Below are 13,916 nucleotides of genomic sequence, written 5' to 3' on the forward strand. Positions count from 1 at the left end.
GCCATCAATCAGGATTCGGCCATGGGTCCTGTGCATTGGCGAATCGACATGATCCAGCATCGCCAAAATACATCACGCCATGATATAAATGCCGCCCTTCCCTAAACCGAAGCGACGCTATCCCCATGGCTGACACCCTCCACAAGCAGGATTTTGAAACCCTGTCCGAATTCCGTTATCAACTGAGGCGTTTCCTGCGTTTTTCCGAAGAGGCCGTGCAGACCTGCGGTGTTACTTCCCAGCAGTACCTTCTGATGCTGCATACCCAGGGTTTCAGCGAGCGCGACTGGGCAACCGTGGGTGAGCTGGCAGAGCGTCTGCAGATCGTGCCGCATGGGGCAGCGGCGCTGATGAAACGTTGCGAGGCTCTGGGACTGGTGAAGACTCAACGCAACGCCGCGGACCGGCGTGAGGTACAGGTCCGTCTCACCGACAAAGGCAGTGAGGTGCTGGCACAACTGGCTTTTCTGCATCGTGAAGAGCTCAAGTCGGCTGGCAAGCGTTTCCGCGTGCCTTTCGAGCAGGAGTGAGCCATGCAGCATAAACGTGACTTTGCCGTGAGCTACAGGATGCTGGCCCTGGTTGCCCTGTCGGTGCCGATTGGTGCCCTGGCCGTGGCTGCTGCGGCCCTTCTGTTGGCATTGATTCATCTGTTCACCAATCTTTTTTACTTCCAGCGTCTTTCGTTTACCGACGTCTCCCCGGCTGACAGTCATCTGGGCTTGTGGGCCATTGCCTTGCCCGTGCTGGGCGGTCTGATCGTGGGGCTGATGGCTCGTTATGGCTCCAGCAAGATCCGTGGACATGGCATTCCCGAAGCCATCGAGGCGATTCTGTTCGGCAAGAGCAAGCTGTCGTTTCGGGTCGCCGCGCTCAAGCCGCTGTCTTCGGCCATTGTGATTGGCAGTGGCGGGCCATTTGGAGCCGAGGGTCCGATCATCATGACCGGCGGTTCGATCGGATCGCTGCTTGCCCAGCACATTCAACTCAGCGCCGCCGAGCGCAAGACGCTGCTGGTGGCCGGTGCCACTGCCGGTATGACCGCCGTATTCGGCACTCCGATTGCCGCGGTCCTGCTGGCCGTGGAACTGCTGTTGTTCGAGCTTCGCCCGCGCAGTCTGGTACCGGTTGCGATTGCCTGCGCGGTTGCAGGTTTCCTGCGTGGGCAGTTGCTGTCCAGTGAACCACTGTTCGCCGTACAGACGCCTGCCGTAACCCCGATGATCATGTGGGGCTGCGTCATCGCCGGGCTGGCCAGTGGGATGCTGTGTATGGTGCTTTCCTGGTCGTTGTACCGGGTCGAGGACCTGTTCGGTCGTCTGCCATTGCACTGGATGTGGTGGCCGGCGCTGGGTGGTCTGGCGATTGGTGTTGGCGGCTATTTCGAGCCTCGTGCACTGGGTATCGGTTTCGATGTCATTCGCGATCTGCTCAACAATCATTTACTGCTGAGTGCCGCGCTGGCATTGCTGGCGGTCAAGGCAATCATCTGGGTCATCGCTTTGGGTTCCGGCACTTCCGGTGGCGTACTTGCACCGCTACTGATGCTCGGAGCCGGCCTGGGCGCAGCATTGGCCCATGTGCTACCCGATGGCCAGGGAGCGCTCTGGCCACTGGTCTGCATGGCCGCGACGCTGGCCGGCGTGCTCGGTGCGCCACTGACGGCTGTGGTTTTCGCTCTGGGGCTGAGCCATGACCTGGAAGCCCTGCTACCCCTGCTGCTGACCGTCACTGTGGCCTATGCACTGACGGTACTGGTCGCCAAGCGCTCGATCATGACCGAAAAAATCGCCCGTCGGGGTTTGCACATCTATCGGGAATACTCGGTGGACCCGCTGGAACGTCACGAAGCAGGCGAGATCATGACACGTCAGGTGCTGACCCTCGACGCCGACGCCTCTGTCGATCACGTTCGTGAACAGGCCTTCGGCAGCGGCCAGGCACATCGAGCCTATCCAGTCGTGCAGCAGGGCCGCTTGCTCGGGATGGTCGATCGCCAGACCATGAATGCCCCTGCCAAACGCCTGGGCGATCTGTTTTCAGAACCGCCCGTCTTCTGCCTGCCCGGTGATAACTGCCGCCAGCTAGCCGGACGCCTGCTTGCCTTGGGGCTTGAACGCATTCCAGTGGTCCGCGACGCGGACAGTCTCGAAGTTGTGGGGCTTGTCAGCCGCAGCGATCTGCTCAAGACCTCTGTCGGCGTCCACGAAGAAGAAAATGTACGGGAACAGCCTCTGCGCTGGGGAATCCCACGCTGAAACACCACAGTAGCCTGGGGCCGTGCGCCCCATGGTTTTCAATTATTCACGGTTGCCCTGAACATGCCTTCACCGTCCAACATGACCCTTGCGGCGCGCTTGCGCTCGCTATGGCCTGCGCCCCACGCCATCGACACCCGAGAGAAGTTACGCGCCAGCAGCGGCGCGGCCCTGGGAATTCTGTTGGTCGCAAGCGTTGCAGCGCTCTGGCTGCACGGCGCATTCGCCATGGAACACAACCTTCTGGCCATGGCTATCGTCGCGCCCATCGGGGCCAGTGCGGTATTGGTGTTTGCCGTGCCATCGAGCCCGCTGGCGCAGCCCTGGTCGGTGGTGGGCGGTAATACGGTTTCGGCGCTGGCGGGCATTGCCTGCGCCAAATGGATTCCGGATGCCACACTGGCTGCCGCCCTGGCAGTCAGCTTGGCGATTGCCGCGATGCTGGCGACCCGTTGCCTGCATCCGCCGGGAGGCGCAGCGGCGCTGTTGATGGTGATTACCGGTTGCGATCAGTTTATATACGCGCTGAGCCCGGTGATGCTCGATTCACTGCTGCTGGTGGCCGCGGGCGTGGTCTACAACAATCTGACCCGCCGTCCCTGGCCCCATGTTCAACAGGCGAAAAGCGACTCGCCTGCCAGCCGTTTCAGTGACGCGGATCTGGATGCCGCCCTGGCCCATTACAACCAGGTGCTGGACGTCAGCCGCGACGATCTTCACGAACTGCTGGAACGGGCAGAAGCCTCGGCCTACCAACGCAAGATGGGCGAGATACGCTGCGCAGACGTGATGAGCACGACACCGATAGTCGCCCGCCAGGAAATGCCTCTGCGCGAAGCCTGGGCCTTGATGCGTCGACACAAGATCAAGGCGTTACCGGTGATTGACCGGCAACGCCATCTGATGGGCATAGTGACAGTGGCCGATTTCATGAAACAGATCGACCTGGACGCCCACGAAGGCGTGGGCTGGCATCTGCGCGCACTGCTGCGTCAAGTCAGCAACAAGCAACCGGCGAGCATTGTCGGTGAGATCATGACCCGCAAGGTACGCGTCGCCAGTGCCGAGCGCCTGCTGACCGATCTGGTGCCGGTGTTTTCGGAAAATGGCCATCGACATGTGCCGATCATCGACGCCCAACGCCATCTGGTGGGCATCATTACCCAGTCGGACTTGATCAAGGCGCTGTATACGGCGGTGCGGGTCTAGAGCGCTTTCAAAAAACGCCCCACCCCCGCACTCGACAATGCTGACCGCTAAACTTTCAGGCCGAACGCTCAGTTCGAGTTCTGGGTAACGAAGCTGCTGACCGCACGCACCACGGAGTTTGCACCTTGCTGAATCTCCTGGATCACACGGTCTGCATCGTTGGCCAGGGTCAGCGCCTCGGTGGCCTGCTCCGTGCTGCGCTCGATCACGCCAACAGCGCCGGAAGCAAGGCTCTGGTTTTCCTTGACCACGCTCACGATATCTTCCGTTGCCTTGGTGGTCCGGGAAGCCAGTTGTCGAACCTCGTCAGCCACCACGGCAAAACCTCTGCCCTGCTCACCGGCCCGGGCGGCTTCGATGGCAGCGTTGAGAGCGAGCAGGTTCGTCTGCTCGGCAATACTGCTGATGGTCTTGACGATTGTCCCGATCACCTGACTCTGGGAATCGAGCGCTTCGATGCCTTGAGTCGCCTCCTGCATGGACCGGGTCAGACGATCCAGGACCTCGACCGTATTCTTGATCACTGCGCGCCCCTGCTGGGCAGTAGTGTCAGTCTGGACAGAGGTCTGATACGCCATATTCGATGCCTCTGACACCGCCTTTTCGCGCTCGACCTGGTCAGTGATAACGGTTGCGAACTTGGCAATTTTATACAGCTTGCCATTCGCATCCGTGATGGGGTTGTAAGAAGCTTCAAGCCACACATCCCGACCGTATTTATCGATACGGCGGAAACGATCGACAATGAACTCGCCTCTGCGCAGCCTTTCCCAGAAGCTTTTATAAGCCTCTGAACCGGATTCCTCCGGCGTACAAAAGATGCTGTGATGTTTGCCTTTGATCTGGGCAAGTTCATAGCCCATGGCCTTGAGGAAGTTGTCGTTTGCGCCAGTCACAATTCCATCGAGCGTGAAATCGATGACAGCGGTCGAACGCTGCAAGGCATTGACCAGCGCCTCATTCTCCCGCGAAGCCTCGATGGTACGCGTCAATACGCTCGAATACAGCGTGATCTGTTCGACACCACCGGTTTCATTCCTCAATGGCACGACAATCGTTCGCAGCCAGACCTTGGAACCCTGCTTGTGATTCAACCGCAGCGTCCCGCTGAAGTGCTTCCCTTCCCGAATAGCACCCAGAGCCCGCTTCTGGTGGACATCACCGCTGAGCTCCGACGGACTCAATTCTTCCAGACGACGCCCGACCACATCGCTGGGCGAATAGCCGAGCTCGGCTTCAAACAGGGAATTGATGGATTTCACGTTCCCTCGACCATCCAGTACTGCAGCTACAGTCTCTAAATCCAGAGCCTGACTGGCCTGCTCCAGCATGGCGAGTCGAAGTTCCAGTGCCTTGTTGGCTTGTTTCAAATGGGAATTGAACATGATGTGTATCCGAGGAAGGTTGCATATTGCATCGGATATTGAGCGGGAATCTTTAGTGGTGGCGAGGAAGAAAGCACGATATTCGTAACGCAGACGCGAGGTTTTGAAGGAAAGCCGTAAAAGCACCAAGCCCGCTAGATGCGGGCTTGTCATATCTGCTCTATCCCTGACGCTTGATCTCCTCCTTGTCAGCCGCCTTGACGCGTCTGGCTTCATCTTTGATTTCCCCCACCAAGGCCGCAATGGCGCGCCCCCCACTGAGTTTGGCAGTCGAAATGCCGGTCATGGTCAGTTCCGGGATATGGGTTTCCGGGTTTCTCAGTTCGATGGACATCAATCCGTCCGGGGTGATGGTGCATTTGCAGATCGAAGGCCTGAAGGCCACTTCCATAACATGACGCAATTCGAGATGAGAAAGCATTTGACCGTCCCTGTAGACGCTACATCGCGGGTTGACACTTGAGTCTAGCCCAAGGTTGCAGATGTGGTTTTTGTCTGACGGAGCATGTGTAAATTTTTATGTCGATACTGCACACCAGCAACAGAACAGCATGGTGTAATTGGCATAAGGCCGGGGCTACTCGATTTCCTGGAGGACTATTCAGGTAAGAAGCTAAAAACACCTACTCCGAATCGATAAGGCTGTCAGTTTCAGGTCCTTCATCATTTTCAAGATTTGTTTGAGCTTCGCCGCCAGACTCCGGGCTTTCCGGAGGTGGATTCCAGTCTTCTGGCCGCTCGTCACTGCCCTGCTTTGGCTCAGACCGGGCTTGCTCAAGACCGGAGCCATGGTTTTCACCCGTATCGGTCGTCTTTTCAGCCGGCCCTGGGTAAGCACTTTCAGGCCCGTTGTCTTCGATTCCCATGGTTGATCTCCTTCTGTGCGCAGGGTTTCTGCGCGTGTATCGAGTGAGAGAGTCAGGGGGGCTGGGAGTGCAGAGTTGTTAGACGAGCGGCTGACCATAACTGAGCAAGCCCCCAAGCCGTCCATTAAAGCTTGTGGCTGCCCAAGGCCAGAAACCGCCGCGGGATGCCTTGCGATATGCACAGAAAGAAATCATGAACTCGATATTTTCTTACTGGACTACGGCCTGCTTCTCGATAAGGCCTTATCAACGCTTCGTCTCGATATCTGTTAAATCGCAGGATTGGCAGTCGCCTTCAATCGGCGGACATCACAAAGAAAGGTTGTACAGCGCGGCTCAGCCATAAGAACGGCAGTATTTGATTAAAGCTGAGAACATGGCAGCAGTAACCGGTTCACGCGGACCGGTTCTGACAATCTTGAAGAGAAGGCAAGTGTAAGTCGAAATCCCAAGATCACTCGAAATATCACTGGGCCATAAATGAAAAAGCCACCAAAAGGTGGCTAAGTCATTGAAAAATATGGTCGGGACGGAGTGATTCGAACACTCGACCCCTAGCACCCCATGCTAGTGCGCTACCGGACTGCGCTACGCCCCGACTAGGCGTGAAACTGTTTCGCAACTTGCGAAAGCGATGAGGAATATACCCTAAGCTTTTGAATTATGGAAGTATCTTGCTCACTCATCATGCACGAAGAATGACAAGGACATCTTCCAGCTCGGCAATCATCTGCCGGATCATCTGCTTGTTGTGCTGGGTATCGTCCTTCGCTTCGCCACTGGAAAGACGCAACCGGGCTCCACCGATGGTGAAGCCCTGGTCGTAGAGCAAACCGCGGATCTGGCGGATCATCAGCACGTCCTGGCGCTGATAATACCGACGGTTTCCGCGTCGCTTGACGGGGTTGAGTTGAGGAAACTCCTGCTCCCAATAACGCAGAACGTGCGGCTTGACCGCGCAGAGCTCGCTGACTTCACCAATGGTGAAGTAGCGTTTGCCCGGGATAGGCGGTAGCTCGTCGTTATGACTTGGTTCCAGCATAAGCCTCAACTCGGGCCTTCAACTTCTGCCCTGGACGAAAGGTGACCACACGGCGAGCAGTGATCGGAATCTCCTCGCCGGTCTTTGGATTTCTACCAGGCCGCTGGCGTTTGTCGCGCAGGTCGAAATTGCCGAATCCGGACAATTTCACCTGTTCGTTGTCCTCCAGAGCGTGCCTGATTTCCTCAAAGAACAGCTCAACCAATTCCTTGGCTTCTCGTTTATTCAGGCCCAGCTCTTCGTACAGACGTTCGGCCATCTCAGCTTTCGTCAGAGCCCCCATACGCTACTTCCTTAACGTGGCGTTTAACCGTTCCTCAAGTGAATTGAGGATAGCAAGTGTCGTTGCGTTTACCTCATCGTCAGTAAGAGTGCGCGATGGATGCTGCCAGGTCAAGCCAACTGCAAGGCTTTTTCTATGCGGATCAATGCCTTTACCCTGATAAACGTCAAATAGCCTGAGGTCCGTGAGCCATTCGCCTGCATTTTCACAAATAACGTCAAGAACTGCGCTTGCATTGACGTCCCGATCAGCCAGCAGAGCCAGGTCGCGACGCACTTCCGGGAAGCGAGAAAGCTCGTGGAATTTCGGCAGACGGCCTGTGGCCACTTCAGCCAGGACCAGCTCGAACACGAATACCGGACGATCAAGGCCCAGCGCTTTTGCCAGTTCCGGATGAATGGCACCCAGGAAACCGACTTCACGACCATCGCGTTCGATGCGAGCAGTCTGACCGGGATGCAGAGCCGGGTGCTGACCTGCCGAGAAGGTGAACTCACCCAGCGCGCCAGCAAAACCAAGCACCGCTTCCACGTCCGCTTTCACGTCGAAGAAATCGACGGCATCACGGCCTTGTGCCCAGCCTTCAGGCAAGCGGCTTCCGCAAACCACACCGGCAAGCATAGGCTCTTGCTTGAGACCCTCAAGCTGGCCGACGAAACGCAGTCCGCTTTCGAACATGCGAACGCGATCCTGCTGACGGTTGAGGTTATGCTGCAACGCCCTGACCAGACCCGGCCACAACGAGGAGCGCATGGCTGCCATGTCGTTGGAGATCGGATTGGCCAGCAGCAGCGGCTGAACGCCCGGATTGAAGAGTTCGAACAGCTTCGGATCAATGAAGCTATAGGTGATCGCTTCCTGATAGCCACGGGCAACCAGCAGACGACGCAGCTCAGGCAGATCGCCACGCGCTTCAGCCTTGGCCTGAGGTGCCAGGCGGGCTTGCGGGTAACGAACCGGCAGGTGGTTATAACCGTACAGACGCGCCAGCTCTTCGATCAGGTCGACTTCAAGGCTGATGTCGAAACGGTGACTTGGCACTTCAACGCGCCACTGACCGACAGCCTCGCTGCTCAGCTTCAAGCCCAGAGCAGTCAGAAGACGTTCGATTTCAGCGTTTTCAATGACCAGACCGAGCATTTGCTCGACACGGCTTGCACGCAGGGTCACGGAGGCAATCGATGGCAGGTGCTGTTCGCTGACCACTTCGATGACCGGACCGGCTTCACCGCCGGTGATTTCCAGCAGCAGACCAGTAGCACGCTCCATGGCTTCACGGGCAAGTTGCCAGTCCACGCCACGCTCGTAACGGTGCGAGGCATCGGTGTGCAAGCCATAGGAACGAGCCTTGCCGGCCACCGAAATGGTGTCGAAGAAAGCACTTTCCAGGAAGATATCGCGAGTCTTGGTAGTAACGCCGCTGTGCTCGCCACCCATGACGCCAGCGATGGCCAGGGCGCGCTGCTGGTCGGCAATGACCAGGGTGTCGGCGCGCAGGCTGACTTCCTGACCGTCGAGCAGGACCAGTTTCTCGCCCTCCTCGGCCATGCGCACACGAATCCCGCCATTGATTTCGGCCAAGTCGAAGGCATGCAGCGGTTGACCCAGCTCCAACATGACGTAGTTGGTGATATCGACAGCTGCATCGATACTGCGCACGTCCGAACGACGCAGACGCTCTACCATCCACAACGGAGTAGGACGCGACAGGTCAACGTTGCGAATCACACGCCCCAGGTAACGTGGGCAGGCAGCAGGAGCCAGCAGCTCGACAGGACGCACTTCGTCATGCACGGCAGCCACGGGCGCCACGTGCGGACGAGTGACCTCGGCCGCATAAAGCGCGCCGACTTCACGAGCCAGACCGGCAACCGACAGACAGTCGCCACGGTTCGGAGTCAGGTCGACTTCGATACTGGCATCGTCCAGCTCCAGGTAAACACGAATGTCCTGCCCCACCGGCGCATCGGCAGCCAGCTCCATCAGGCCATCGTTACCCTCGCCCAGTTGAAGTTCGGCAGCGGAACACAGCATGCCGTTGGACTCGACACCGCGCAGCTTGGCCTTCTTGATCTTGAAGTCGCCAGGAAGCTCGGCACCGATCATTGCGAAAGGAATTTTCAGACCCGGACGCACGTTCGGCGCGCCACATACGACCTGCAGTGTTTCGCTGCCATTGCTGACCTGACAAACGCGCAGCTTGTCAGCATCGGGGTGTTGCTCGGTGCTCAGGACTTCGCCTACGACCACACCGGTGAAGACGCCGGCGGCCAGCGTAACGCTGTCAACCTCAAGACCGGCCATCGACAGACGGGCAACCAGCTCGTCACGGGAAACCTGCGGGCTTACCCAGCCACGCAACCATTGTTCACTGAATTTCATCCTGCTCTCCTAATAGATTCGTTACGGGCATGCGTTCTAGCGAAATTGCGCCAGGAACCGCAGGTCGTTGTCGAAGAACAGGCGCAAATCATTGACGCCGTAACGCAGCATTGCCAGACGCTCGACACCCATGCCGAAAGCAAAGCCCTGGAACTCTTCAGGGTCGATGCCGGACATGCGCAGCACGTTCGGGTGGACCATTCCGCAGCCCATGACTTCCAGCCAGCCGGTCTGCTTGCAGACGCGACAGCCCTTGCCGCTGCACATCACGCATTCCATATCGACTTCAGCGGAAGGCTCGGTGAACGGGAAGAACGAAGGACGGAAACGCACCGCCAGCTCTTTCTCGAAGAACACGCGCAGGAACTCTTCGATGGTGCCTTTCAGATCCGCAAAGTTGATATCGCGGTCGACCAGCAGGCCTTCGATCTGGTGGAACATCGGCGAGTGGGTGATATCCGAATCACAGCGGTATACACGACCCGGGCAGACGATACGGATCGGCGGCTGTTGCGACTCCATGGTCCGCACCTGCACCGGCGAGGTGTGGGTACGCAGCAGCATGTTCGCATTGAAATAGAAGGTGTCATGCATCGCCCGCGCCGGGTGGTGGCCAGGGATGTTGAGCGCCTCGAAGTTATGGTAATCGTCTTCGACCTCGGGGCCTTCGGCAATGCCGTAGCCGATATGGGTGAAGAATTGTTCGATACGTTCCAGAGTCCGGGTGATCGGGTGCAGACCACCAGAGGTCTGACCGCGTCCCGGCAAGGTCACGTCAATGCACTCGGCCGCGAGCCTGGCAGTCAGTTCTGCCTGCTCAAACGACGCCTTGCGGGCATTAAGAACCTCTGTGACACGTTCCTTGGCAACGTTGATCAGGGCGCCGACTTGCGGGCGCTCTTCAGCAGGCAGGTTCCCCAGGGTCTTCATCACCTGAGTCAACTCGCCTTTCTTGCCGAGGTAGTGAACCCGGATTTGCTCCAGGGCATTGATATCTTCGGCGCTTTGCACAGCCTCAAGAGCTTGCGAGACCAGCGCGTCCAGGTTTTCCATGTACAGACTCCAGATACGAAATAGGGGAAGAGCCAAAGGCTCTTCCCCTATTTATGACGTTCAAAACCGCTTCCGGAACCCGGAGGCGGTGATTGTCGGGGACTTAGGCCAAAGAGGCTTTAGCTTTCTCGACAATCGCAGCAAACGCCGCTTTTTCGTTCACTGCCAGATCAGCCAGAACCTTACGGTCGATCTCGATGGACGCCTTTTTCAGACCAGCGATCAAACGGCTGTAGGACAGGCCGTTGGTACGAGCACCAGCGTTGATACGAGCGATCCACAGAGCGCGGAACTGACGTTTTTTCTGACGACGGTCACGGTAGGCGTATTGGCCTGCCTTGATTACCGCTTGCTTGGCAACACGGAATACGCGTGAACGCGCGCCGTAGTAGCCTTTAGCAAGTTTCAGAATTTTCTTGTGACGCTTACGGGCAATGACGCCACGCTTTACACGAGCCATGAGTTACTTCCTCTATTCTTGATCAAAATTAACGAAGGCGCAGCATGCGCTCGACTTTTGCCACGTCAGACGGATGCAGCAAGCTGCTACCGCGCAGTTGACGCTTACGCTTGGTCGACATTTTGGTCAGGATGTGGCTCTTGAAAGCGTGTTTGTGCTTGATGCCGTTAGCAGTTTTCAAAAACCGCTTAGCTGCACCACTTTTAGTCTTCATCTTTGGCATGTTCGGATACTCCGCATTCAATTGATAAACATAACCGCAAGGCCTGCCGTGCCCTGGTGGTTACTTCTTCTTTTTCGGGGCGATGACCATGATCAGCTGGCGTCCTTCCATCTTAGGATGCTGTTCGACGGAACCGTATTCGGCCAGGTCAGCTTCAACCCGCTTCAACAGATCCATACCCAGCTCCTGGTGGGCCATCTCACGACCGCGGAATCTCAAGGATACCTTGGCCCTGTCCCCGTCACTCAGGAAACGTACCAGGTTGCGTAGTTTTACCTGGTAATCCCCTTCCTCCGTCCCTGGACGAAACTTGATTTCTTTAACCTGGATCTGCTTCTGGTTTTTCTTCGCAGCAGCAATCTGCTTCTTCTTCTCGAAGATCGATTTGCCGTAGTCCATGACACGGCAGACCGGAGGTACTGCGTCGGCAGAAATCTCTACCAGATCCAGCTTCGCCTCTTCGGCTATACGAAGCGCTTCATCAATCGAGACGATGCCAATCTGCTCGCCGTCAGCGCCAATTAACCGAACCTCGCGGGCCGAGATATTCTCATTGATCGGGGCCTTGGGTGCAGCTCGTTTATCTTGTCTCATTTCACGCTTAATAATAATTACTCCGAATCTTGGCGACCACGCCGGGAAACCGCTTGTGCGAGGAATTCAGCGAATTGGGCGACCGGCATTGAACCGAGGTCAGCGCCTTCGCGGGTACGCACAGCGACAGTTTGCGTTTCAACTTCCCGATCTCCGATAACGAGGAGATAAGGGACCTTGAGCAAAGTATGCTCGCGGATTTTAAAGCCGATCTTTTCATTTCTCAAGTCAGACTTGGCACGAAATCCGCTTTGAGCCAGAGTTTTTTCGACTTCGAGAGCAAAATCTGCCTGTTTATCAGTGATATTCATGATCACTGCCTGCGTCGGAGCAAGCCAGGCCGGGAATGCACCTTCGTAGTGTTCGATCAGAATACCGATGAAACGCTCGAAGGAACCGAGGATGGCACGGTGCAACATGACCGGATGCTTGCGACCGTTGTCTTCCGAGACGTACTCGGCGCTCAGACGGATCGGCAGGTTGAAATCGAGCTGCAAGGTACCACACTGCCAGACGCGGCCGAGGCAGTCCTTCAGGGAAAACTCGATCTTCGGACCATAGAAAGCGCCCTCGCCCGGCTGCAGATCGTAAGGCAGACCCGCGCTGTCCAGCGCAGCAGCCAGTGCCGATTCGGCACGATCCCACAAGTCATCAGAACCCACGCGTTTCTCAGGACGGGTCGACAGCTTGAGCTCGATATCCTTGAAACCGAAATCGGCATACACATCCAGGGTCAGCTTGATAAAGGCTGCCGACTCGGACTGCATCTGCTCTTCGGTGCAGAAAATGTGCGCGTCGTCCTGAGTGAAGCCACGTACGCGCATGATGCCGTGCAGGGCACCCGACGGCTCGTTGCGGTGGCAGGCACCGAATTCGGCCAGACGCATTGGCAGCTCACGGTAGCTCTTCAGGCCCTGATTGAATACCTGCACGTGGCATGGGCAGTTCATCGGCTTGATGGCGTAGTCGCGACTCTCGGACTCGGTGGTGAACATGTTGTCGGCGTAGTTGGCCCAGTGCCCGGATTTCTCCCAGAGCGAGCGGTCGACCACCTGTGGCGTCTTGATCTCCAGATAGCCGTTCTCGCGCTGCACTTTGCGCATGTACTGCTCAAGCACCTGATACAGGGTCCAGCCCTGCGGATGCCAGAACACCATGCCCGGCGCTTCTTCCTGAGTGTGAAACAAGCCCAGGCGCTTGCCGATCTTGCGATGGTCACGCTTTTCGGCTTCTTCGATACGCTGGATGTAAGCAGCCAGTTGCTTCTTGTCAGCCCAGGCCGTGCCGTAGACGCGCTGCAACTGCTCGTTCTTGGCATCGCCGCGCCAGTAGGCACCGGACAGCTTGGTCAGCTTGAAGGACTTGAGGAAACGGGTGTTCGGCACGTGCGGACCGCGGCACATGTCGACGTATTCTTCGTGATAGTACAGGCCCATGGTCTGCTGATCGGGCATGTCCTCGACCAGACGCAGCTTGTAGTCTTCCTGGCGCGAAGTGAACACTTCGATCACTTCTGCACGCGGCGTCACCTTCTTGATGACGTCGTAATCCTTCTCGATCAGCTGCTGCATGCGCTGCTCGATGGCTGCCATGTCGTCAGGCGTGAACGGGCGCTCGTAGGCGATATCGTAATAGAAGCCATCGTCGATGACCGGACCGATGACCATCTTGGCGGTCGGGTACAGTTGCTTGACGGCATGCCCTACAAGGTGAGCGCAGGAGTGACGGATGATTTCCAGCCCTTCCTGATCCTTGGGAGTAATGATCTGCAGGCTGGCATCGCCTTCGATCAGGTCGCAGGCATCGACGAGCTTGCCGTCGACCTTGCCGGCCACGGTGGCCTTGGCCAGACCGGCACCAATGGAAAGCGCGACATCGGCTACGGAAACCGGATGATCGAATGAACGTTGACTGCCGTCGGGAAGAGTAATGGTGGGCATGGCGCCTCCTCTCCTAGTGGTGACCCCTACCAAAGGTCACGTGGGTTGGGATGAGCCAGTACGTGATTCGGTGGTATGCCTGCCTCACAGTGGCAGGAGCCTTTCAGGCCAACCTTCAACCGAACCAGATGACTGGATTGTGCGAAAAAACCTGCATGTGCCGCGCCGATGACCATTGAGCCACGGGGCAAAGAATCTACAGGACGCGCATCCTAGCACAG

14 protein-coding genes, 1 tRNA gene and 1 pseudogene are annotated in these 13,916 nt (G+C 57.4%); 3 read left to right on the forward strand and 13 right to left on the reverse strand.

Annotated elements, in window-relative coordinates; translation table 11 throughout:
• Nucleotides 1–125 precede the first annotated feature (125 nt).
• From JSY17_RS10900 to JSY17_RS10910, 3 genes are all read left to right on the forward strand, one after another.
• Complete coding sequence (locus JSY17_RS10900; protein WP_206401733.1) at nucleotides 126–530, forward strand: MarR family winged helix-turn-helix transcriptional regulator; 405 nt, start codon at nucleotides 126–128, stop codon at nucleotides 528–530.
• Between the two features lie 3 nt (nucleotides 531–533).
• Nucleotides 534–2,258 carry a chloride channel protein gene (locus JSY17_RS10905; protein ID WP_206401734.1) on the forward strand — a complete coding sequence of 575 codons (1,725 nt, stop codon included), beginning with the start codon at nucleotides 534–536 and terminating at the stop codon, nucleotides 2,256–2,258.
• Between the two features lie 63 nt (nucleotides 2,259–2,321).
• The gene (locus tag JSY17_RS10910) at nucleotides 2,322–3,467 is read left to right on the forward strand and encodes an HPP family protein (RefSeq protein WP_201015656.1); all 1,146 of its coding nucleotides are present in this window, start codon (nucleotides 2,322–2,324) and stop codon (nucleotides 3,465–3,467) included.
• 68 nt (nucleotides 3,468–3,535) lie between these two features.
• Here JSY17_RS10910 and JSY17_RS26000 read toward each other — a convergent pair whose 3' ends face one another.
• The 13 genes and pseudogenes from JSY17_RS26000 to thrS form a co-directional block, all read right to left on the reverse strand.
• Complete coding sequence (locus JSY17_RS26000; RefSeq protein ID WP_404823322.1) at nucleotides 3,536–4,045, reverse strand: methyl-accepting chemotaxis protein; 510 nt, start codon at nucleotides 4,043–4,045, stop codon at nucleotides 3,536–3,538.
• A gap of 30 nt (nucleotides 4,046–4,075) precedes the next feature.
• Nucleotides 4,076–5,068 (reverse strand): annotated as a pseudogene (locus JSY17_RS26005) (PAS domain-containing protein); the annotation flags it as partial.
• Nucleotides 5,013–5,273 carry a DUF1652 domain-containing protein gene (locus JSY17_RS10920; protein WP_117185466.1) on the reverse strand — a complete coding sequence of 87 codons (261 nt, stop codon included), beginning with the start codon at nucleotides 5,271–5,273 and terminating at the stop codon, nucleotides 5,013–5,015. The gene JSY17_RS10920 and the pseudogene JSY17_RS26005, both read right to left, overlap by 56 nt.
• A gap of 202 nt (nucleotides 5,274–5,475) precedes the next feature.
• A complete protein-coding gene (locus tag JSY17_RS10925) occupies nucleotides 5,476–5,718 on the reverse strand; it encodes a hypothetical protein (protein ID WP_206401738.1) in 243 nt (80 codons plus the stop codon).
• 521 nt (nucleotides 5,719–6,239) lie between these two features.
• Nucleotides 6,240–6,316, reverse strand: a tRNA-Pro gene (locus JSY17_RS10930).
• A gap of 87 nt (nucleotides 6,317–6,403) precedes the next feature.
• Complete coding sequence (locus JSY17_RS10935) at nucleotides 6,404–6,760, reverse strand: MerR family transcriptional regulator (RefSeq protein WP_117165622.1); 357 nt, start codon at nucleotides 6,758–6,760, stop codon at nucleotides 6,404–6,406.
• Nucleotides 6,741–7,043 (reverse strand): integration host factor subunit alpha, encoded by a 303-nt coding sequence (ihfA, locus tag JSY17_RS10940; RefSeq protein WP_002553164.1) that lies wholly within the window; start codon nucleotides 7,041–7,043, stop codon nucleotides 6,741–6,743. Before ihfA ends, JSY17_RS10935 begins: the two co-directional genes overlap by 20 nt.
• Before the next feature lie 3 nt (nucleotides 7,044–7,046).
• Nucleotides 7,047–9,425, reverse strand: a complete 2,379-nt coding sequence (pheT, locus tag JSY17_RS10945; RefSeq protein ID WP_206401740.1) for a phenylalanine--tRNA ligase subunit beta — start codon at nucleotides 9,423–9,425, stop codon at nucleotides 7,047–7,049.
• Nucleotides 9,426–9,461: 36 nt separating this feature from the next.
• Entirely contained in the window at nucleotides 9,462–10,478 is a 1,017-nt protein-coding gene (gene pheS, locus JSY17_RS10950; protein WP_024685429.1) for a phenylalanine--tRNA ligase subunit alpha, read from the reverse strand.
• Between the two features lie 103 nt (nucleotides 10,479–10,581).
• Nucleotides 10,582–10,938 (reverse strand): 50S ribosomal protein L20, encoded by a 357-nt coding sequence (gene rplT, locus JSY17_RS10955; protein WP_045490382.1) that lies wholly within the window; start codon nucleotides 10,936–10,938, stop codon nucleotides 10,582–10,584.
• 28 nt (nucleotides 10,939–10,966) lie between these two features.
• Complete coding sequence (gene rpmI / locus JSY17_RS10960) at nucleotides 10,967–11,161, reverse strand: 50S ribosomal protein L35 (protein ID WP_002553160.1); 195 nt, start codon at nucleotides 11,159–11,161, stop codon at nucleotides 10,967–10,969.
• Nucleotides 11,162–11,221: 60 nt separating this feature from the next.
• The gene (infC, locus tag JSY17_RS10965) at nucleotides 11,222–11,773 is read right to left on the reverse strand and encodes a translation initiation factor IF-3 (RefSeq protein ID WP_183133906.1); all 552 of its coding nucleotides are present in this window, start codon (nucleotides 11,771–11,773) and stop codon (nucleotides 11,222–11,224) included.
• Entirely contained in the window at nucleotides 11,773–13,695 is a 1,923-nt protein-coding gene (gene thrS, locus JSY17_RS10970; protein WP_117181879.1) for a threonine--tRNA ligase, read from the reverse strand. Before thrS ends, infC begins: the two co-directional genes overlap by 1 nt.
• Nucleotides 13,696–13,916 lie beyond the last annotated feature (221 nt).

The sequence above is a fragment of the Pseudomonas capsici genome (assembly GCF_017165765.1).
Taxonomy (GTDB): Bacteria; Pseudomonadota; Gammaproteobacteria; order Pseudomonadales; family Pseudomonadaceae; genus Aquipseudomonas; species Aquipseudomonas capsici.

Excerpts from the sequence above, each read along its gene's own strand:
- JSY17_RS10905 (WP_206401734.1), top strand. The coding sequence starts at position 534 with ATGCAGCATAAACGTGACTTTGCCGTGAGCTACAGGATGCTGGCCCTG.
- JSY17_RS10935 (WP_117165622.1), bottom strand. The coding sequence starts at position 6,760 with ATGCTGGAACCAAGTCATAACGACGAGCTACCGCCTATCCCGGGCAAA.
- rplT (WP_045490382.1), bottom strand. The coding sequence starts at position 10,938 with ATGGCTCGTGTAAAGCGTGGCGTCATTGCCCGTAAGCGTCACAAGAAA.
- JSY17_RS10910 (WP_201015656.1), top strand. The coding sequence starts at position 2,322 with ATGCCTTCACCGTCCAACATGACCCTTGCGGCGCGCTTGCGCTCGCTA.
- rpmI (WP_002553160.1), bottom strand. The coding sequence starts at position 11,161 with ATGCCAAAGATGAAGACTAAAAGTGGTGCAGCTAAGCGGTTTTTGAAA.
- pheT (WP_206401740.1), bottom strand. The coding sequence starts at position 9,425 with ATGAAATTCAGTGAACAATGGTTGCGTGGCTGGGTAAGCCCGCAGGTT.
- JSY17_RS10920 (WP_117185466.1), bottom strand. The coding sequence starts at position 5,273 with ATGCTTTCTCATCTCGAATTGCGTCATGTTATGGAAGTGGCCTTCAGG.
- JSY17_RS10925 (WP_206401738.1), bottom strand. The coding sequence starts at position 5,718 with ATGGGAATCGAAGACAACGGGCCTGAAAGTGCTTACCCAGGGCCGGCT.
- JSY17_RS10900 (WP_206401733.1), top strand. The coding sequence starts at position 126 with ATGGCTGACACCCTCCACAAGCAGGATTTTGAAACCCTGTCCGAATTC.
- pheS (WP_024685429.1), bottom strand. The coding sequence starts at position 10,478 with ATGGAAAACCTGGACGCGCTGGTCTCGCAAGCTCTTGAGGCTGTGCAA.
- ihfA (WP_002553164.1), bottom strand. The coding sequence starts at position 7,043 with ATGGGGGCTCTGACGAAAGCTGAGATGGCCGAACGTCTGTACGAAGAG.
- JSY17_RS26000 (WP_404823322.1), bottom strand. The coding sequence starts at position 4,045 with ATGGCGTATCAGACCTCTGTCCAGACTGACACTACTGCCCAGCAGGGG.
- thrS (WP_117181879.1), bottom strand. The coding sequence starts at position 13,695 with ATGCCCACCATTACTCTTCCCGACGGCAGTCAACGTTCATTCGATCAT.